Annotated in this window: 18 protein-coding genes; 13 read left to right on the top strand and 5 right to left on the bottom strand. The window is 72.7% G+C overall.

The genetic code is table 11. From position 1 onward, the window contains the following. Positions 1–117 precede the first annotated feature (117 nt). The 10 genes from ADK64_RS16085 (at position 118) to ADK64_RS16045 (ending at position 10,040) form a co-directional block, all read left to right on the top strand. Positions 118–1,635: a sugar ABC transporter ATP-binding protein gene (locus ADK64_RS16085; protein ID WP_053659434.1), complete on the top strand. Its 1,518-nt coding sequence runs from the start codon at positions 118–120 to the stop codon at positions 1,633–1,635. Next, positions 1,632–2,702 carry an ABC transporter permease gene (locus ADK64_RS16080; RefSeq protein ID WP_053659433.1) on the top strand — a complete coding sequence of 357 codons (1,071 nt, stop codon included), beginning with the start codon at positions 1,632–1,634 and terminating at the stop codon, positions 2,700–2,702. The genes ADK64_RS16085 and ADK64_RS16080 overlap by 4 nt, the downstream gene beginning before the upstream one ends. Continuing rightward, positions 2,695–3,684: an ABC transporter permease gene (locus ADK64_RS16075; protein WP_053659430.1), complete on the top strand. Its 990-nt coding sequence runs from the start codon at positions 2,695–2,697 to the stop codon at positions 3,682–3,684. Before ADK64_RS16080 ends, ADK64_RS16075 begins: the two co-directional genes overlap by 8 nt. A gap of 50 nt (positions 3,685–3,734) precedes the next feature. Beyond that, complete coding sequence (gene rhaS / locus ADK64_RS16070) at positions 3,735–4,814, top strand: rhamnose ABC transporter substrate-binding protein (RefSeq protein WP_053659428.1); 1,080 nt, start codon at positions 3,735–3,737, stop codon at positions 4,812–4,814. 17 nt (positions 4,815–4,831) lie between these two features. Further along, positions 4,832–5,152, top strand: coding sequence for an L-rhamnose mutarotase (locus ADK64_RS16065; protein ID WP_053659496.1), 321 nt, complete (start codon positions 4,832–4,834; stop codon positions 5,150–5,152). Further along, entirely contained in the window at positions 5,149–6,510 is a 1,362-nt protein-coding gene (locus ADK64_RS16060) for a BNR repeat-containing protein (protein ID WP_053659426.1), read from the top strand. The genes ADK64_RS16065 and ADK64_RS16060 overlap by 4 nt, the downstream gene beginning before the upstream one ends. Positions 6,511–6,567: 57 nt before the next feature. Continuing rightward, positions 6,568–7,593, top strand: a complete 1,026-nt coding sequence (locus ADK64_RS16055) for a LacI family DNA-binding transcriptional regulator (RefSeq protein WP_053659424.1) — start codon at positions 6,568–6,570, stop codon at positions 7,591–7,593. 119 nt (positions 7,594–7,712) lie between these two features. After that, a complete protein-coding gene (locus tag ADK64_RS16050) occupies positions 7,713–9,014 on the top strand; it encodes an alpha/beta fold hydrolase (protein ID WP_053659422.1) in 1,302 nt (433 codons plus the stop codon). Beyond that, a complete protein-coding gene (locus ADK64_RS48430; protein WP_267888551.1) occupies positions 9,011–9,145 on the top strand; it encodes a hypothetical protein in 135 nt (44 codons plus the stop codon). Before ADK64_RS16050 ends, ADK64_RS48430 begins: the two co-directional genes overlap by 4 nt. 10 nt (positions 9,146–9,155) lie before the next feature. Next, positions 9,156–10,040 carry a pentapeptide repeat-containing protein gene (locus tag ADK64_RS16045; protein WP_053659420.1) on the top strand — a complete coding sequence of 295 codons (885 nt, stop codon included), beginning with the start codon at positions 9,156–9,158 and terminating at the stop codon, positions 10,038–10,040. Here ADK64_RS16045 and ADK64_RS16040 read toward each other — a convergent pair. Continuing rightward, complete coding sequence (locus ADK64_RS16040; RefSeq protein ID WP_053659418.1) at positions 10,002–11,573, bottom strand: cytochrome P450; 1,572 nt, start codon at positions 11,571–11,573, stop codon at positions 10,002–10,004. The genes ADK64_RS16045 and ADK64_RS16040 overlap by 39 nt on opposite strands. A gap of 132 nt (positions 11,574–11,705) precedes the next feature. On the opposite strand from ADK64_RS16040, the gene ADK64_RS16035 reads away from it, so the two are divergent. Continuing rightward, on the top strand, positions 11,706–12,311 hold the full coding sequence (locus tag ADK64_RS16035) for a TetR/AcrR family transcriptional regulator (protein WP_053659416.1): 606 nt from the start codon (positions 11,706–11,708) through the stop codon (positions 12,309–12,311). A gap of 81 nt (positions 12,312–12,392) precedes the next feature. Beyond that, positions 12,393–13,118: a DUF2470 domain-containing protein gene (locus ADK64_RS16030; protein WP_053659414.1), complete on the top strand. Its 726-nt coding sequence runs from the start codon at positions 12,393–12,395 to the stop codon at positions 13,116–13,118. Here the strand turns inward: ADK64_RS16030 and ADK64_RS16025 are convergent. The 4 genes from ADK64_RS16025 to ADK64_RS47310 form a co-directional block, all read right to left on the bottom strand. Next, a complete protein-coding gene (locus ADK64_RS16025) occupies positions 13,086–14,288 on the bottom strand; it encodes a lactonase family protein (protein ID WP_199829630.1) in 1,203 nt (400 codons plus the stop codon). The two genes, ADK64_RS16030 and ADK64_RS16025, sit on opposite strands and share 33 nt — an antisense overlap. Positions 14,289–14,394: 106 nt before the next feature. Beyond that, entirely contained in the window at positions 14,395–15,435 is a 1,041-nt protein-coding gene (locus tag ADK64_RS16020) for a hypothetical protein (RefSeq protein WP_053659412.1), read from the bottom strand. Positions 15,436–15,480: 45 nt separating this feature from the next. Next, on the bottom strand, positions 15,481–16,734 hold the full coding sequence (locus ADK64_RS16015) for an FUSC family protein (protein ID WP_199829629.1): 1,254 nt from the start codon (positions 16,732–16,734) through the stop codon (positions 15,481–15,483). 284 nt (positions 16,735–17,018) lie between these two features. Beyond that, entirely contained in the window at positions 17,019–17,189 is a 171-nt protein-coding gene (locus tag ADK64_RS47310; RefSeq protein WP_234384596.1) for a hypothetical protein, read from the bottom strand. 206 nt (positions 17,190–17,395) lie between these two features. On the opposite strand from ADK64_RS47310, the gene ADK64_RS47305 reads away from it, so the two are divergent. Next, positions 17,396–17,773 (top strand): erythromycin esterase family protein, encoded by a 378-nt coding sequence (locus tag ADK64_RS47305; protein WP_053659408.1) that lies wholly within the window; start codon positions 17,396–17,398, stop codon positions 17,771–17,773. The last annotated feature ends 115 nt before the right edge of the window (positions 17,774–17,888 follow it).

Below are 17,888 nucleotides of genomic sequence, written 5' to 3'. Positions count from 1 at the left end.
GGACCCATTGACGTGACATGGCTGCGGTGCCTACGGTCCCGGCAATCCAGTTGAAACCTTTCACGGCCCCTGTGGCGGCCTCGCGGCCATCCCGCCGGTGTCGTCGAGGAGCCTGACATGACCCTCCCGCCTGACCCGGGACCGGCGCCGGTGCTGGCACTGAAGGGCGTCTCCAAGTCCTTCGGCGCCGTACGTGCCCTCAGGGACGTCTCCCTGGAGCTGCTGCCCGGCGAGGTGCACGCGCTTGCCGGCGAGAACGGCGCGGGCAAGTCGACGCTGATCAAGACCCTCGCCGGGGTGCACCGGCCGGATGCCGGCCAGCTGCTGCTGGACGGCGAGCCGGTCGTCTTCCACGGCCCGGGCGACGCCCGCGACGCCGGGATCGCCGTCATCTACCAGGAACCCACGCTCTTTCCCGATCTGTCGATCGCCGAGAACATCTTCATGGGCCGTCAGCCCGAGCGGGCCCTCGGCCGGATCGACCACAGGGCCACCCGCGCGGCCACGGCCGCCCTGATGAAGCGGCTCGGTGTCGCCCTCGATCCCGACCGGCCCGCCCGGGGACTGTCCATCGCCGACCAGCAGCTCGTGGAGATCGCCAAGGCGCTCTCCTTCGACGCCCGGGTCCTGATCATGGACGAGCCGACGGCCGCTCTGACCGGCAGCGAGGTCGCCCGGCTCTTCGGCGTCGTACGCACCCTGAGCGAGCAGGGCGCCGCCGTCCTGTTCGTCTCCCACCGGCTGGAGGAGATCTTCCGGATCTGCCGGCAGGTCACCACCCTGCGGGACGGCGCCCGGATCGCCAGCGAGCCGCTGGCCGGCCTGACCGAGGACGACCTGGTCCGCCGGATGGTCGGCCGCGATCTGGCCGAGCTGTACCCGAAGCAGGACGTCACCCCGGGCGAGCCCGCGCTCAGCGTGCGCCGGCTGACCCGCGAGGGCGTCTTCATCGACGTCTCCTTCGAGGTGCGGCGCGGTGAGATCGTCGGTCTCGCGGGGCTGGTGGGTGCCGGCCGTACCGAGGTGGCCCGCGCCGTGTTCGGCGTCGACCGGTGGGACGCGGGCGAGGTCGAGGTCGACGGCCGCAGACTCACCAACGGCGCGCCCTCCACGGCGATGGCGGCAGGGCTCGCGCTCGTCCCCGAGGACCGGCGTGCGCAGGGCCTGGTGATGGACATGTCCATCGAGCGGAACATCGGCCTGACCGGGCTGCGTACGACCGCGCGGGCCGGACTGGTCGACCGGGGCGGCGAACGCAGCCGCGCCCTGGACTGGGCGGTGCGGCTCCAGGTGAAGTACGCCCGGATCGCGGACGCCGTCTCCACGCTCTCCGGCGGCAACCAGCAGAAGGTCGTCCTCGCCAAGTGGCTCGCCACCCGCCCGAAGGTGCTCATCGTCGACGAGCCGACCCGGGGCATCGACGTCGGCACCAAGGCGGAGGTGCACCGGCTGCTGTCCCAGCTCGCCGCCGACGGCGTGGCGGTGCTGATGATCTCCTCCGACCTGCCCGAGATCCTCGGTATGGCCGACCGGGTGCTGGTGATGCACGAGGGCCGGATCACCGCCGAGATCCCCCGCTCCGACGCCACCGAGGAGACCGTGATGGCCGCAGCCACCGGGAGGGCCGCCGCATGACGGTGACCACCCCGAAGCAGTCCCCCGCCGTCGACGTGCCCCCGTCGAGGGGTACCCGGCTGGTCGACCGCGTCTTCAAGATGCGTGAACTCGCCATCCTCGTCGTCTTCCTGGTGATGATCGCGGTCACCCAGGCCGGCAACAGCCAGTTCCTGTCCGCGCAGGGCATCAAGGACCTGCTGCTCAACGCCACGATCCTGGTGCTGGTCGCCACCGGCCAGTCCCTCGTCGTCATCACCCGCAACGTCGACCTGTCCGTCGGTTCCACCCTCGGCATCAGCGCCTTCGCCACCGGTACCTGTCTGCAGGGCGGCGGAAACGCCGTCGTCGCGATCCTGCTCGCCGTGGCCGTGGGCATCGGCCTCGGGCTGCTCAACGGACTGCTGGTCAGCCTCGGCCAGGTGCCCGCGCTGGTCGTCACGCTCGGCACCCTGTACATCATCCGGGGCGTCGACTCCATCTGGGTCGGCTCCCGGCAGATCACGGCGGCCGACCTGCCGGGCGGCTTCGTCGACTTCGGCTCCGGCGGCGTCTCCGCGATCCCCTGGCTCGCCGCCATCGCCCTCGCCGTGCTCGTCGCGACCGCCTACTACCTCAAACACTTCGGCAGCGGACGGGAGTTGTACGCCCTCGGATCCAACCCCGAGGCAGCCCGGCTGGCCGGCATCCCCGTGCGCCGGCGGATCCTGGCCGCCTACACCTTCTGCGGCGCTCTGGCCGGACTCGCGGGCGCGATGTACCTGGCCCGGTTCGGCAACGTCGACTCCGGTACCGGGAACGGCTACGAACTCACCGTCGTCAGCGCGGTCGTGGTCGGCGGTGTCGTCTTCACCGGCGGCTCGGGCAGCGTCTACGGAGCGGCGCTCGGCGCCCTGCTGCTCACCTCGGTCAACAGTGTGCTGCCCGCGCTCGGCGTCAGCTCCGTGTGGGTGCTCGCCATCAACGGCGTCCTGCTGCTCCTCGCGATCGCCGTCGACCGCGTCGTCGCGCTGCGGGTGGCCGCCGCCCTGAAGAAGAGGCCGGACCGGAGGAAGACCGCCATGCCGAAGGAGCACGCCGGTGCCTGAGTCACTGACCCGCGCCGTCCGCTGGGACACGGTCGTCGGCGCCCTCCTCGTCGTCCTGTTGCTGCTGTCGTTCGGATGCGTGGACGGCTTCGGCAACGCGCTCAACGTGTCGTTCCTCATCGGCAACACCCTCCCGATCGCGCTGATCGCCCTGCCGATGACCCTGCTGGTGGTCTCCGGCGAGATCGACCTGTCGGTGGCCTCCACGGCCGGGCTGTCCGGGGCGGTGATGGGCAGGCTCTGGAACGTCGGCATGGCCATCGAGACGATCATCCCGTTGTGTCTGCTGCTGGGCGTGGTGTGCGGGCTGGTCAACGGTCTGCTCGTCACCCGGCTCGGACTGCCGTCGCTGGCCGTCACCATCGGCACGCTCGCCGCCTACCGGGGACTCGCCCAGATCGTGCTGGGCTCCGACGCGGTCACCGACTTCCCCTCCCAGTACCTGGACTTCGCGGCCGGCCGGCTCGGGAACACCTTCCTGCCGCAGGCCTTCGTGCCCTTCCTGGTGCTGCTCGCCATCGCCGTGGTCGTCCTGCACGCCACCGCGTTCGGCCGCTCGCTGTTCGCGGTCGGCGCGAACGAGGAGGCGGCGCGGTTCGCGGGAATCCGGGTGAAGCGGACTAGGCTCCTGCTCTTCGTGGCCACCGGGTTCATGTCGGCGCTGACCGGGGTGTTCTGGGCGCTGCACTACGCCAGCGCCCGCTATGACAACGCCACCGGGCTCGAACTGTCCGTCGTCGCCGCCGTGTTGCTCGGCGGGATCGATTTCGACGGCGGCAAGGGGACGTTGGGCGGTGCGATCGCCGGTGTGTTCCTGCTGGGCGCGGCACAGAACGTGATGAGTCTGCTGAACGTGTCCGCGCAGTCGCAGATCGTCGTCACCGGTGTGCTGCTGGTCGTCTCCGTGCTCGGCCCCCGGGTCGCGCGTCAGATCTCCGTCGCGAGGGCCGGCCGCAGAGCCGCCTCGGTCCCGACCGCGTAGCCCGTCCCCTTCTCCGTCACCCCCTCAACCCCCGCAAAGGACCCTCCGCCATGCCCGAGCAGTCCCTCCGCCGCACCTGCGCCGCCCTCGCCGCCGGTACCTCGCTCGCCCTCGCCCTCACCGCCTGCAGCGGCACCACCAAGAACGACGTCAAGGACGACAACACCGCCGCCGCCTCCGCCGGCAAGGCCGATCCGAATGCCGCCACCAAGAAGGGACTCACCGTCGGCTTTCTCCCCAAGCAGGTGAACAACCCGTACTTCACCACCGCCGACAAGGGCGGCGAGAAGGCCCTCGCCGAACTGGGCTCGACGTACAAGGAAGTCGGTCCGTCCAGCGCCACCGACACCGCCGGGCAGGTGAGTTACGTCAATACGCTCACCCAGCAGCAGGTGAACGGCATCGCCGTGTCCGCGCAGGATCCGGGGGCGCTGTGCACCGCGCTGAAGCAGGCCATGAAGAACGGCGTCAAGGTCGTCACCTACGACTCCGACACCAACCCCGGCTGCCGCAACGCCTTCGTCTCGCAGGCGTCCGCCGAGGACCTGGGCCGTACCGAGGTGCAGTTGATCGCGCGGCAGATCGGGTACAAGGGCGAGATCGCGATCCTGTCGGCCGCGCAGACCGCGACGAACCAGAACACCTGGATCGGCTACATGAAGGACGAGCTGAAGGACCCCGAGTACAAGAACGTCAAGCTCGTCAAGATCGCCTACGGCAACGACGACGCCCAGCAGTCCTTCCAGCAGACCCAGGGCCTGCTCCAGGAGCACCCGGACCTGAAGGGGATCGTCTCCCCGACCACCGTCGGCATCAAGGCGGCCGCCCAGTATCTGTCGGGCTCCAAGTACAAGGGCAAGGTGAAGCTGACCGGGCTCGGCACGCCGAACGACATGCGCAAGTACGTCAAGAACGGCACCGTCGACGCCTTCGAGCTGTGGGACCCGGCCAAGCTCGGCGACCTGACCGCACGGACCACGGTCGCGCTGGCCTCGGGGCAGATCACCGGCACGGAGGGCGAGACCTTCCGGGCCGGCGGGACGACGTACACCCTCGGCAAGGACGGCGTGATCGACCTGGGCAAGCCGACCGTGTTCGACGCCAGGAACATCGATCGGTTCAACTTCTAGAAACGAGGGGGATGTTGGTGCAGCGCGTCTGTTTCCTGCTGAAGGTCCGGGCGGAACGGCTCGACGAGTACCGGGAGCGGCACGCCGCCGTGTGGCCGGAGATGCTCGACGCCCTGAAGGCGACCGGCTGGCACAACTACTCGCTCTTCCTGCGCGAGGACGGCCTGCTCGTCGGCTACCTGGAGACCGAGGACTTCGCCGCCGCCCGGGCCGGCATGGCGGCCACCGGCGTCAACGCCCGCTGGCAGGCGCAGATGGCGCCGTTCTTCGAGTCACCGGGCGGCGCCCGGCCGGACGAGGCCATGAAGCCGCTGACGGAGGTGTTCCACCTGTCATGACCGCCTCCGGAAGCGGGCTCGCGGCCCCCCGGCTCACCCCTCTCGGCCGCACCCTCCTCGACCCCCGGGCCCTGTACTTCGTGTCGTACGACGGCCTCGTCAACACCAACGCGTTCCAGAAGAACGGCCTGTTCACCTACCGGGGCCGACAGTACACGGCCTGGTACTCCGCCGACCGCAGCGCGACCGTCGCCCGCCGTGCACCGGGTGCGGACCACTGGTCGACGCTGGCCCTCGACCACCGGCTCAAGAGCGACGACTCCCACAACGTGATCTCGATGGGCGTGTCGCGGGCCGACGGCCGGCTGCACCTGGTCATGGACGCGCACAGCGACGGCTTCTGCTACGTGAAGTCCGTCGCCGGGCTGCTCGACCGTCCCGAGTCCATGCCCTGGACCCCGTCCGTCCTCGGCGCCGTACGGACCACCCTCGACGGGCTCGCCCTCACCTCGCGGTTCACCTATCCGCAGTTCGTCGCGACACCCGAGGGCGGGCTCCAGCTCAGCTACCGCGTCGGCATCTCCGGCGACGGCCGCAACGCCCTTGCCGAATACGACGGTTCGAGGTGGACGGCGCTGGGGGAGTGGAGCGGTTCGGCGGGCACCTACACGAGCGCGCACGGCTCCAGCACCGCCCGGAACATGTATCTGCACGGCATCGACTACGACGTGCACGGCCGGCTGCACGCCCTGTTCACCTGGCGCGAGCAGAACGCGTCCGTGCTGTGCGACGAAGGCGGACTGACCAATCACGACACCGGTTACGTCCACTCCACCGATCGCGGCCGGACCTGGCGCAACGACGCCGGTGCGGTCGTGGGGACCACCGGCGGCCCAAACCCGGTCGCCGTCACCACGCCCGGTCTGGTCGTGGACCCGCTCGGGCCCGACCAGTGCCTGATGAACCAGGAGAGCCAGACCACCGACTCCGCCGGGCTGCCGCACGCGATCATCAGCTACGTACCGGGCCGCTTCGGGCCGTGCACGACGGACTACGTCGCCGACCGCATCGCCCACGGACGCGCCTTCCACCTCCGCAAGAGCCCGTCCGGGACGTGGCGGAAGACCGAGATACCCGTGGCGCCGAACTCCAGCCAGCGCACCAGGCTCGTCCTCGACCGGTACGACAACGCCTACGCGGTCTTCCCGTACGGCCGTATCGCCGGAGCCTCGAAGGCCTCCGGGTACACCGACTGGACGCTGCTGTACGACGGCGGCGACCTGAACGCCTTCGGTGAGGTGGTGATCGACGAGACGCGGGCCGGGGCGGACGCCGTCCTGTCGTTCCTGTACCAGGAGAAGTCGACCGGTACGACGCCCTCACCCCTGTTCGTGGCCGACTTCGCCCTGCCGGCCTGACGGTAATGTGAAGGACCGCCTGCCGTCCCGTTCTCGTCTCCTGGAGGTCTTCGCCCGATGACCCAGTCGGTGGGTATCAAGGATGTCGCCCGCGCCGCCGGAGTGTCGGTGGGCACGGTGTCGAACGTCATCAACCGCCCGGACACGGTCGCCAGTGAGACCCGGGCCCGGGTGCTGTCCGCGATCGACCGGCTCGGCTACGTCCGCAGCGAGTCGGCGCGTCAGCTGCGGGCGGGCCGCAGCCGGATCATGGGCCTGCTCGTGCTCGACATGGGCAACCCGTTCTTCGTGGACGTGGCGCGCGGTGCCGAGCGGGCGGCCCGGGAGGCGGGGCTCGGCGTGATGGTCTGCAACAGCGCGCAGAACGCCGCCGAGGAGGCCGATTACCTGGCCCTGTTCGCCGAGCAGCGGGTCCGGGGCGTGCTGCTGACCCCGGCCGACGCCACCGGCCGCAACATCGAGACCTTCCGCCGGCACGGCATCCCGTTCGTGCTGGTCGACCGGGTCGCCGAGGGCACCACCGAGTGCTCCGTCTCCGTGGACGACGTCGCCGGCGGAGCCCTCGCCGTACGCCATCTGGTCGACGCCGGGCATCGTTTGCTCGCCTACGTCAGCGGGCCGCCCGCACTCAACCAGGTCCGCGACCGCCGCACCGGCGCGCTGAGCGCGCTCGCCGAGGCCGGACTCGGCCCCGACGCGCTGCGCGAACTGCCCACCGAGCGCCTCGACGTGGCCGCCGGCCGGGACGCGGGCGCCCGGCTGCTCGGCCTCGCCGACCGCCCCACCGCCGTGTTCTGCGCCAACGACCTCCTCGCCCTCGGGGTGCTCCAGGCCATGTACGCGGCGGGCGTGAGGGTCCCGGAGGACCTGGCGATCGTCGGCTACGACGACATCGAGTTCGCGGCGGCGGCCGCCGTACCGCTGACCTCCGTACGCCAGCCGGCCGTCACCATGGGCGCGCTCGCCGCCGAGCTGCTCCTCGAGGAGACCGAGCAGGGCGAGGGACGGCGGCCGCACGAGCACCGCCGGGTGGTGCTCCAGCCGGAGCTGGTGGTGCGCCGCTCCAGCCTTGCCGCGCGCTGAGCCTGCCGCTGACCCGAAGTTCAGTAACAAACCATGATCCCGGGGCTCGGCCCACGCCCGGTCATGTGCTGAACTGGGTCACATCCGGCCCATCCGTCCCATCCGCCCGGGGAGCCCCGTTGAGCCTCAGCTACCGCCAGCCTGGTGTCGTCCTCACCGACCGCCGCTTCACCGTGCCGCTCGACCACGCCGACCCCGGCGGCGAGACCATCGAGCTGTACGCCCGCGAAGTGGCCGCGAGCGACAAGGCCGGGCAGGACCTGCCGTGGCTGCTCTACCTCCAGGGCGGCCCCGGCTTTGGGGCGAATCGTTTCGTCGGACGTCAGGCCTGGCTCGACCGGGCTCTGCAGGACCATCGCGTCCTGCTGCTCGACCAGCGCGGCACCGGCAGCTCCACGCCCGCCACCCGGCAGACGCTCCCGCTGCGCGGCGGCCCCGCGGCGCAGGCCGACCACCTCACCCGGTTCCGTGCCGACTCCATCGTCCGGGACTGCGAGGCCATCCGCCCCGAGGTCACCGGCGGCGCCCCGTGGACCGTGCTGGGCCAGAGCTTCGGCGGCTTCTGCACGGTGTCGTACCTCTCCCTCGCCCCCGAAGGCCTCAGCACGGCCGTCATCACCGGCGGCCTGCCCTCCCTGCACGCCCACGCCGACGACGTCTACCGTGCCGCCTACCCGCGCATCGAACGCAAGGTCACCGCGCACTACGCCCGCTACCCGCAGGACGTCGAACGGGCCCGCCGGATCGCCGACCACCTGCTGACCCACGACGTGGTCCTCCCGAACGGCTACCGGTTCACCGCCGAGGCCTTCCAGTCACTCGGCCTGATGCTCGGCGCGAGCGACGGCAGTCACCGGCTGCACCACCTCCTGGCGGACGCCTTCGTGCGCACACCGGGCGGCCCGGAGCTCTCGGACGCCTTCCAGGAGCAGGCCCAGAACCTGCTGTCGTACGCCCAGTACCCGCTGTACGCCCTCGTCCACGAGACCATCTACGGCCAGGGCGCCCGCCCCACCGCCTGGGCCGCCGAGCGGGTCCGCGCCGAGTTCCCGCAGTTCGACGCGGCGAAGGCGCTCGCGGGTGACGCCCCGGTGCTCTTCACCGGTGAGACCGTGCACCCCTGGATGTTCGACGCCGACCCCGCCCTGCGCCCGCTGCGCGAGACGGCCGAACTGCTCGCCGCCCGCACCGAATGGGAGCCGCTGTACGACCCGGCCCGGCTCTCCGCCAACGAGGTACCGGTCGCCGCGGCGATCTACCACGACGACATGTACGTCGACACCACCCACTCCCTGGAGACCGCCCGCACCATCCGCGGTCTGCGTACCTGGGTCACGGACGAGTTCGAACACGACGGCCTGCGCGCGGGCGCGCCCCGGGTGCTGGACCGGCTGCTGGCTCTCACCCGGGACGAGGCGTGAGCCGGCGGCGCGCCCGCCCACCCGGGCCCCTGCCCGAACCGAAGACCACCGAGCTGCGGCCGCTGCCCGCCGACCGCCTCCCCGACGCGGTCGACCGGGTGGCCCGGGGCAGCGCCTTCGCAGGTCAGTAGGCTGGACACCATGCCAGAACCCAGAACCGACCTCGCCGACCTGCGGGGCGACTGCGCACAGTGCTTCGGGCTGTGCTGTGTCTCCCTGCCCTTCGCGCGCTCCGCCGACTTCGCGCTGGACAAGCCCGCCGGGAAGCCGTGCCCGAACCTCCAGGGCGATCACCGCTGCGGCATCCACGTCGATCTGCGCGAGAAGGGCTTCACCGGCTGTACGGTCTACGACTGCTTCGGGGCCGGCCAGAAGGTCTCGCGGGTCACCTTCGGCGGACAGGACTGGCGTACCGCGTCCAAGGAGCATGCGCGCCGCATGTTCGACGTGTTCCCGGTCGTGCGGCAGCTGCACGAGCTGCTGTGGTACCTGACCGAGGCGCTCGGCCTGCCCGCCGCCCGGCCCGTCCACCCCGAGTTGCGCGAGGCGCTGGAGGAGACCGAACGGCTGACCCGGCAGAGCCCCGGGGAGCTCGCCGCGCTGGACGTGGCCGCGCACCGGCAGCAGGTCAACGTGCTCCTGCTGCGCACCAGCGAACTGGCCCGCGCCGGCGCCGCCGAGGGCCAGGGCGACAAGGGCGCTGCGAAGGGCAGGGGCAAGGGGAGGCAGAAGGGCAACGGGAAGGACCGGCGGGGCGCGGATCTCATCGGGGCCCGGCTCCGGGGCGCCGACCTGCGCGGGGCGAGTCTGCGCGGCGCGTACCTGATCGCCGCCGACCTCACCGGTGCCGATCTGCGCGACGCGGACATGATCGGCGCCGACCTGCGCGACGCCGACCTGACCGACGCGGACCTCACCGGCGCCTTCTTCCTCACCCAGCCGCAGCTGAACGCGGCCCGTGGCAGCGCCGGTACCCGGCTGCCGGGGTCAGTCAGCAGGCCGGCGCACTGGACAGCGGGCCGCTGACGTCTCGAAGTGCCGTGAGGTGTCGCCGTTTCCCCGCGGGCCCGTCGTGCCGGCGGGCACGGTGCCCCGCGCCGTTTCGGAACGCCGCTCCAGCCCCAGCCGCAGTCCCTCCGGCATCAGGGTCAGCCGCTCGGTGACGGCCAGCCGGTAGCCGGGGTCGGCCCGCAGGTCGTAGCGGCGCAGCAGCAGGCCGAGGACGAGGGTCGCCTCGTGCAGCGCGAACTGGCGGCCGATGCAGGCCCGGGCCCCGGTCCCGAACGGCTTGAAGGTGTGCGGCGGCCGGGCCCGTACGGCCTGGGCGTCGAACCGTTCCGGGTCGAACCGTTCCGCGTCCTCGCCCCACACCTGCGGATCGCGGTGCAGCATCGGCGTCAGCACCAGTGCCCACGCGCCCCGGCGCATCGGATGCTCGCCGGCGAGGACCGTGTCCTGCCGGGCCTCACGGGCGAAGGCGGGCGCGGTCGGCCACAGCCGCAGTGACTCGTCCAGCACCCGGCGCACCTGGCGCAGCTTGGCGACCTGGTCGTAGCCGGGCCGCTCGGCGTCGCCCCAGACGCGGTCCACCTCGGCGCGCGCCCGGGCGGCGATCTCCGGGTGCCGGGCGAGGTAGTACAGGGCGAAGGAGAGCGCACCCGAGGTGGTCTCGTGGCCCGCCACCAGGAACGTGATCACCTGCTTGCGGACGTTCTCGGCCGACAGCCTCTCGCCGGTCTGCGGGTGCGCGGTCTCCAGCATCCGGTCCAGCAGGTCCCCCTCCCCGCGGCCGGACCGGCTCCGGGCCGCGACCAGGTCGTCGACCGTGCGGTTGAGATGGGCCATGTCGGCCGCGTTGCGCCGGGCGGCGGCGCGCAGCAGCAGCGGGGCGAGCGGTCCGGGAACGCTGTTCAGGCGCTGCGCGTAGGTGAGGGTGCCGATCATCGCGGTGACGAAGGGGTGCGGCCGGTCCCGCTCGAAGGAGTCGAAGTCGTGCCCGAAGCCGGTGCGCGCGATGGTCTCCAGGGTCAGTTTGGTCATGTCCCCGGGCACGTCCACCGCGCGCCCGGCCGCCGCCTGACGGTCCCAGTGGCCGGTCAGCCGGTCGGCGACCGCCAGCATCATCCCGTGGTAGCCCTCCATGGCCTCCCGGCTGAAGCCGGGCGCCAGGACGTCGTGCGCCAGCTGCCAGTTGGGCTCGTGGTTGTAGGCGGTGAACAGCCCGTCCCCGGCGACCGGCCGCAGATTGGCCACCCCGAGCCCGACGTGCTTGGCGAACCGGGACTCGTCGGCGAGGTCGGCGACGAGCGGCGCCCCCCACACGAACACGAACTCCTTGCCGAAGGCCCGCCGCCGGAAGACCGGCCCCAGCGCGCGCCCGATGCGGACCGAGTCCTGCACGGGCGTGCGCCGGTCCGCGCCGAGCACGTCGCCGAGCAACGGCACCCGGCGCGGCGGATGCGGGATGCGGTCCAGCTCGGGCCAGCCCAGCTCGGCGCTGCGGAACCCCTTCGGCAGCCCGGCCCGCGTCGACTCCGTCGTCCCCATCGTCTCCGCCATGACGCCGATCTCCCTTGATCCAGCGGACCGTTGAACCCGTGCCACGCACATCCGTGCACGTGTTGTACGTGAGTTCAATAACCGCGCCCAGTCTGATCCGCTTGTTGAACCGACGTCAAGTAAAGTGACGCCATGTCCGCGAACCAGGGGGAGCGAGCCAGGCGGAGACTCAGCACCGCGGAACGTCGTGAGCAACTGCTGTCGGTCGGCGCGAAGCTGTTCTCGGAGAGCCCCTACGACGAGGTGTGGATCGAGCAGGTCGCCGAGATCGCCGGGGTCTCCCGCGGGCTGCTGTACCACTACTTCCCGACCAAACGGGACTTCTTCGCGGCGGTCGTGGAGCGCGAGAGCGAGCGGATGCTGCGTATGACGGCGGCCGTGCCGGGCGTGCCGGTGCGCGAGCAGCTCGCCGCCGGTCTCGACGCCTATCTCGGATACGTCCGGGCCCACGCCCACGGTTTCCGTGCCTTCCACCGCGCCGACGCGGCCGGCGACCAGGCCGTGCGCCGGGTCTACCAGCGGGCGCTGGCCGCCCAGGAGCAGCAGATCGTTGCCGCACTGTCCGCCGACCCCGAGTTCGGGCCCGTCTTCGAGGGCTCTGCCCAGGTGCGGCTGGCCGTGCGCGGCTGGCTCGCCTTCACCACCGCCGTGTGCCTGGAGTGGCTGCGCGAGGGGGAGTTGACCCAGGAGCAGGTGCGGGACCTGTGTGCGCGGGCGCTGTTGGGCGTCATCTCCTGAGCCCGTCCGCCGGTGGGGCGTGGTTGGCGTGCGCCCCGATCTCCGCTAGGTTAGGCAAGGCTTACCTAAGGAGGTCTCGGGATGGGTGACACGCAGGACTGGACGGCCGAACCCGGTGCGGCGGAACGGGCACGGTCGGTGCTCGCCGCCGCCTGGTCGTGCGCGGTGACCGCGGACGGTACGCGCGAGGAGTACGTCGGCGCGCACACCGTGACCGACGAGGGCACGGTGCGCCTCGCGGTGCCCGACGACAGCGCCCTGCTCACCGCGGCCATCTGCGCGCCGCGCCAAGAGCCCTCCGCAGTGCTGGAGTTCGCCGACGTGGCCCCCGTGCCGGTGCGCAGCCGGATCAGGGCCCGGCTCTACCTCGCCGGCTGGTTCGTGCCGGACGCCGGTGACCTGCTGTTCCAGCCCACCCGGGTGGTGTTGCGGCAGTCCGTGGGGGCTGTGGTGATCGGCCTCGACGAGTTCGCCGCCGCCCGGCCCGACCCGCTCGCCACCGCCGAGGCCCGGCTGCTGACCCATCTCGCCGACGCCCACCCGGACGCCGTCGAGCGGCTCACCCGCCTCGTGCGGCCCGAGAGCCTGCACGCCGTGACCCGGGTGCTGCCCCTCGCCGTCGACCGGCACGGACTGACCCTGCGCATCGAGCGCACCCGCGCGCACGGCGACGTGCGCCTGCCCTTCCACACGCCTGCCGACGACGTCGCCCAGCTGACCGAGCGCATGCACGCCCTGCTCGCGCAGGCGAGCGCCGCCGGTTGCCCGCGCGCGCTACAGCGGCAGCGCGGAGACGGCGACGGGTGAGGCGAACGGCCCGCCGGCGGGGGCGAGTTCACCGGTCGAGGAGTCGACGTGGAAGACCGTGACCGTCCCCGAGCGCTGGTTCGCCGCGAACAGCAGGCCACCGTCCGGGGAGAGGGCGATCTGCCGCGGGAAGTCCCCGCCCACCGGCACCGTGCCGAGCAGCCGCAGCCGGGACCCGGCCGCCTCGACCGCGTACCGTGCGAGGCTGTTGTGGCCCCGGTTGGCCAGGAACGCGTACCGGCCGTTCGCCGTCACCCGGAACTGCGCCGGGTAGTTGGTGGTGCCGGCGTCCGACCCCGTGGGCTGCGGGGCGCCGATCGTCAGACGGCCGGAATCCGGGTCGTAGGCGCAGACGGCGGCCGTGTCGTCCACCTCGTTGGCCAGATACGCGTACCGGCCGCCCGGATGGAAGGTCAGATGGCGCGGGCCCGCTCCGGGCCGGGTGTGCGCCTGCGCCACCTCGGTCAGCGTGCCCTTCGCCCCGTCCAGCCGGTAGGTGTAGACGGTGTCGGTGCCGAGGTCGACCGCGAGGACGTGGCCGCCGTCCGGGCTGGTGATGAACTGGTGCGCGTGCGGCCCCTGTTGGCCCGGTCCCGGGGCCGGGGTGGTGTGCGTGACCAGGTCCGTGCGCTCACCGGGGGCGCCCGAGGCGTCGAGCGGGTGCACGGCCACACTGCCCGACCCGTAGTTGGCGCTCAGCAGCCAGCGACCGGAGGGATGCACCGACAGATGACAGGGGCCCGCGCCGCCCGTGCTCCGGGTGCCGAGGATCCGCCGGTCCGCCAGGCGCACGGCAGTCACGGCGCCGTCGTCGCGCTCGTCCACCGCGTACAGCGTGCGGCCGTCCGGGTGCACGGCGAGATACGACGGGTCGGGGACCCCGGTCAACGTGCCGGAACCGGAGATCCGGCCGGTCGCCGGGTCGTACGAGGCCAGCCCGATACCGGTGCCGCCGCCGTCGACGGAGGTGTAGGTGCCGACGTGGAGCGGGCGGGGGCCGGGCTCCCCACGAGGCGGCGCGGCGGCCCGCGGCGCCTCGGCCGTGGGCGCCGGGCCGCCCGGCGGGGCCGCCGGGGAGGGCACCGCCACGACGGCCGCCGTGCCCGCCACGGCCCCGACGAACCGGCGTCTGCTCCAGCGCCCGCTCACCGCCGCTGCCTGCGTGTCCATGCCGCACCTCGGGTCGTCGGTCGCCTCGGTCGTGACAGCCACCTTGGCCCCTGCCGGCCGTCAAGGGCAAGTGGGGCAACGGAGGTTGCACAGGATGCAACGCGATCTACCACTCGCCGTCCTCGACCGGCTTGCCCGGGGCGTCCTTCAGCGGGGTCACCTGGCCGGGGGACGGTTCCTGCCAGGGGTCCGGATCGTCGCCGAGCCAGTCGCCGACCGGCTTGACCTCCTGGAGGGTGCCGGTCGGGGCGAGATCCTCGGCGTCCGCGTCGTAGTAGTCGTACCAGGGCAGTCCCGCGCTCGTGTACGCCGCCCGGTCCACCGGCGACGGCGGGGGCGCCTCGCCGGTGATGCGCCGCCAGTCCGGCGGTGTGACCAGGTGCACGAACACGCGCCCGGCGGGCTCCTCGGACCAGTCGGTGAGCGGCCGGTCGTCGCCGTACACCTCCTGGCGCATCGAGCCGCCGACGCCGAGCCCGAGGGCGGCGGCCCGGGGCGCCGCACCGCCGGGGCGTGCCGCCCGCGGTGCGGACGCCATCATCGCGGCGCCGTACCCGCCCGGCGGAGCGTCCGCGAAAGCCCTGCGCCGGGCCCGAGCCCCTTCCTGCTCGCGCCGCCGCCACTCGCCGAGCGGACCGTCCCGCAGCGCGAACGACTGCAGCTGGACCCCGCCCCACACCTCCTCGCCGGTGACCTGCCCCTCCACCGTCGCGCCGAGCCCCAGGGGCACGGCGACGAACTGCCGGACGGTCCCCTTGCCGGAGTTGACGCCGTCCAGCCAGGGCTGGCGGGGCAGCACCACGTAGTTCTGCGGATCGCGGGCGAGCCGGTCGCTCCAGGCCTTGCCGGACACCGCGCACACCTTGCCGGCGCCGACCTGGAGCGCGGCCGGTTCCGTCGTGCCGGAGAAGCTCAGCCACATCGCCTCGCGCAGGTACACCGGCAGCATCACGCCTCCACGCGCCCGCCACTGCTCGGGCACCCGGTCGCCGTAGTCGGCGACCCGCCGGACCGGGAACCCGCCCAGCCCCGGCGGCAGGGGATGCGTGCCCGTCTCGGGCAGCCGCAGCGTGCGGATGAACCGCACCGCCGCCCCGCCCGGCAGACGCAGCCCGTTCCCGACGATCCGCACCTCTGCACCGGCCATCCGCTCGCCCCCTTGCCTCGGCTCTCCGCCTGGGATCGCTCTCCTTCACAGAGAACGTTCGCCGAACCCCGCCCGGTTCCGCCACAGCTCCTCCTGCACGCCGAGACGCTCGCGCAGCCGGCTCATGCGGGGCAGCTTGGCCCGCTGCTCGCGGGAGACGCGGTCCAGTTCCTCCAGCAGGCGGCGGGTGCGGTGCTCGGTGTTCAGCTCGTCGATGATCCGGTTCGCCTCGGCCAGCACGGCACCCAGCAGCTGCCAGTTCGCCCAGTCCCTGCGGACCTCCTCCCTCAGCAGCTCGGCCAGCCGGTCCCGGGTGCCGGCCACGGTGTGCAACTCGGCCGTCAGACGCGCCTCCGCAGACTCGGCGTTCTCGCTCAGATGCGTGGTGACCAGCACCGCGAAGCTGACCACCGCGTCGCCGATCTCGGACAGCAACTGCTCCACGGTCGCCCCGACGCCGGGCGGGAACAGTTCCTCGGACCCGCGGGCCTTCGCCAGATCCGTGAAGGAACGGGCCAGCACCCGCAGCACCACCGTGCAGATCTCCAGCGTGTCGAGGCCGGTGCGCAGCACCACCCGGTGCAGCAGCCCCTCCTTGACGCGCGGGTTGAGCCGCAGACTGTCCTCGGCCTGCCGCAGCGACGCGTCCACCTGGGCGATGTGCTGGTCGAGACGCCGGGCCTCGTGCAGCCGCTCGGCCGCCCGCTGCCAGGAGATCCCGTCGGCGGCCTCCTCGCCGATCCGCAGCATCAACTGGCGCAGCCGACGTGCCAGGTCCTCGATCGACCGGCCCGCCTCGTCGACCCACACCGGGGGCGGCAGCAGCAGATTGCAGGCCGTGCCCACGACCGCGCCGATCAGCGTCTCCACGATGCGCGCCCAGGCGGTGAACCCGACGGTGGTGACCCCGAGCACCAGCATCGCGCTGATCGCCACCTCGGCCACGTACTCGTCGACCCGCACCAGGTGCCCGACGGCCAGCGCGGCCACGATCAGCAGTGCCAGGCTCCACCAGGTCAGGCCCACCAGCACGCTGAAGGCGATGGCGACCAGTACCCCGGCCACCACCGAGTTCACCCGCCGGATGCCGTTGGTGAGGGTCGCGTAGAAGGTCACCTGGACGACGAGCAGCGCGGTCAGGGGAGCGGTCAGCGGGGCCGGCTCGGGGCTCAGCCGGAGGGCGACGACGTAGGCGATCGTCGCCGCCGTCGCCGACCGCAGCGTCTGGACGACCACCGGCTCCCGGCGGCGCTCCAGCAGGCGCAGCGGCCTCTCGGACCACTTCCGTACGTCGTGCATCCCTTCGGCTGTTCCCGTTCCCCGGGCGAGTCGAACGCGGCCGGTCGGGGGCGGCACGGTCCGCGGGGACGGCAGGGGCACCCCGGCGGCGGGACCGGGGCTGTCCGCGAGGCCGGTACGGAGGGCGGCCGGATGGTGACCGAGGGAACCCGGTCGGCAGCCTGGAGGCCATGACACGACAGCGCATCGGAACCGTCCTCGCCCCGCTCACCGGGCCGCTCGCCACCGGCACCGCGGCCTTGTCGGCGACCGCCTCGGCCTCAACGGCTGGCTCAGCGGCCGGCTCAGCGCCGGCTCAGCGGGGGCGAAGGACCGGTGGTCACCGCCCTCGACCGGGCCGCCCACCCCTGCGGACCGTCGAACCCGGCGGCCCCGACGGCGACCTGCGCGCCCTGGACCGGATGGCCGCCGGCGCCGAGGTGGTGGGGCTCGGCGAGGCCACCCACGGTTCGCACGACTTCTTCGCCCTCAAGGACCGGGTGTTCCGCCACCTGGTCGAGGCCGAGGGCTTCGGCGCCTTCGCCCTGGAGGCCCCGTGGAGCACCCCGCCAGGACGGCTCCGACTTCGACGACCCCGCGCAGCTCGCCGCCGGCATGCGCTGTCGCGGCGAGACGATGGCCGCGAACGTGGCGGCGGTGTCAGCGGCGCACCGGCAGCAAGGTGCTGCTGTCCGCGCACGACGCGCACGTCGCCCATGTGTCGTCGGACCCGGCGCACTGCCCGAAGGTGCGGGGCGCCTTCCGGCGGGACCGGTTCGGGGCCGGTCATGTGAGCGTGGGCACGACCTTCGACCGAGGCTCGTTCAACGCGACCGGCACGGACGGTGCGATCCACCGGTTCACGCTGGGTCCGGCGCGTCCGGGCAGCGACGAGGCCACCCTGGACCGGGTGCGCGACCGCGACTGCCTGGTCGGCCTGCGCACCCCGCGCCCACCGCCCGCGCCTGGCTGGAGCGGGCCCGGCCGGCCCGCGGCATCGGCACCGACCACCCCGACGGGCCGCACGACATCGCGCTCGCCCCGAGCCACGACGTGCTGATCCACCTGCACCGCGGCGGCCCGGGCCACGACGTGCTGATCCACCTGCACCGCGGCGGCCCGGGCCACGACGTGCTGATCCACCTGCACCGCGGCGGCCCGGGCCGCGACCTCGT

It is taken from the genome of Streptomyces sp. MMG1121 (genome assembly GCF_001280015.1).
Lineage (GTDB): Bacteria > Actinomycetota > Actinomycetes > Streptomycetales > Streptomycetaceae > Streptomyces.
Note: the sequence above shows the minus strand (reverse complement) of the source record. Positions and strands in the feature narration are given on the sequence as shown.

What these genes read in the sequence shown, in the direction of transcription:
- ADK64_RS16085 (WP_053659434.1), top strand. Translation starts at nt 118, where the DNA reads ATGACCCTCCCGCCTGACCCGGGACCGGCGCCGGTGCTGGCACTGAAG.
- ADK64_RS16080 (WP_053659433.1), top strand. Translation starts at nt 1,632, where the DNA reads ATGACGGTGACCACCCCGAAGCAGTCCCCCGCCGTCGACGTGCCCCCG.
- rhaS (WP_053659428.1), top strand. Translation starts at nt 3,735, where the DNA reads ATGCCCGAGCAGTCCCTCCGCCGCACCTGCGCCGCCCTCGCCGCCGGT.
- ADK64_RS16060 (WP_053659426.1), top strand. Translation starts at nt 5,149, where the DNA reads ATGACCGCCTCCGGAAGCGGGCTCGCGGCCCCCCGGCTCACCCCTCTC.
- ADK64_RS16055 (WP_053659424.1), top strand. Translation starts at nt 6,568, where the DNA reads ATGACCCAGTCGGTGGGTATCAAGGATGTCGCCCGCGCCGCCGGAGTG.
- ADK64_RS16045 (WP_053659420.1), top strand. Translation starts at nt 9,156, where the DNA reads ATGCCAGAACCCAGAACCGACCTCGCCGACCTGCGGGGCGACTGCGCA.
- ADK64_RS16040 (WP_053659418.1), bottom strand. Translation starts at nt 11,573, where the DNA reads ATGGCGGAGACGATGGGGACGACGGAGTCGACGCGGGCCGGGCTGCCG.
- ADK64_RS16035 (WP_053659416.1), top strand. Translation starts at nt 11,706, where the DNA reads ATGTCCGCGAACCAGGGGGAGCGAGCCAGGCGGAGACTCAGCACCGCG.
- ADK64_RS16030 (WP_053659414.1), top strand. Translation starts at nt 12,393, where the DNA reads ATGGGTGACACGCAGGACTGGACGGCCGAACCCGGTGCGGCGGAACGG.
- ADK64_RS16025 (WP_199829630.1), bottom strand. Translation starts at nt 14,288, where the DNA reads ATGGACACGCAGGCAGCGGCGGTGAGCGGGCGCTGGAGCAGACGCCGG.
- ADK64_RS16020 (WP_053659412.1), bottom strand. Translation starts at nt 15,435, where the DNA reads ATGGCCGGTGCAGAGGTGCGGATCGTCGGGAACGGGCTGCGTCTGCCG.
- ADK64_RS16015 (WP_199829629.1), bottom strand. Translation starts at nt 16,734, where the DNA reads ATGCACGACGTACGGAAGTGGTCCGAGAGGCCGCTGCGCCTGCTGGAG.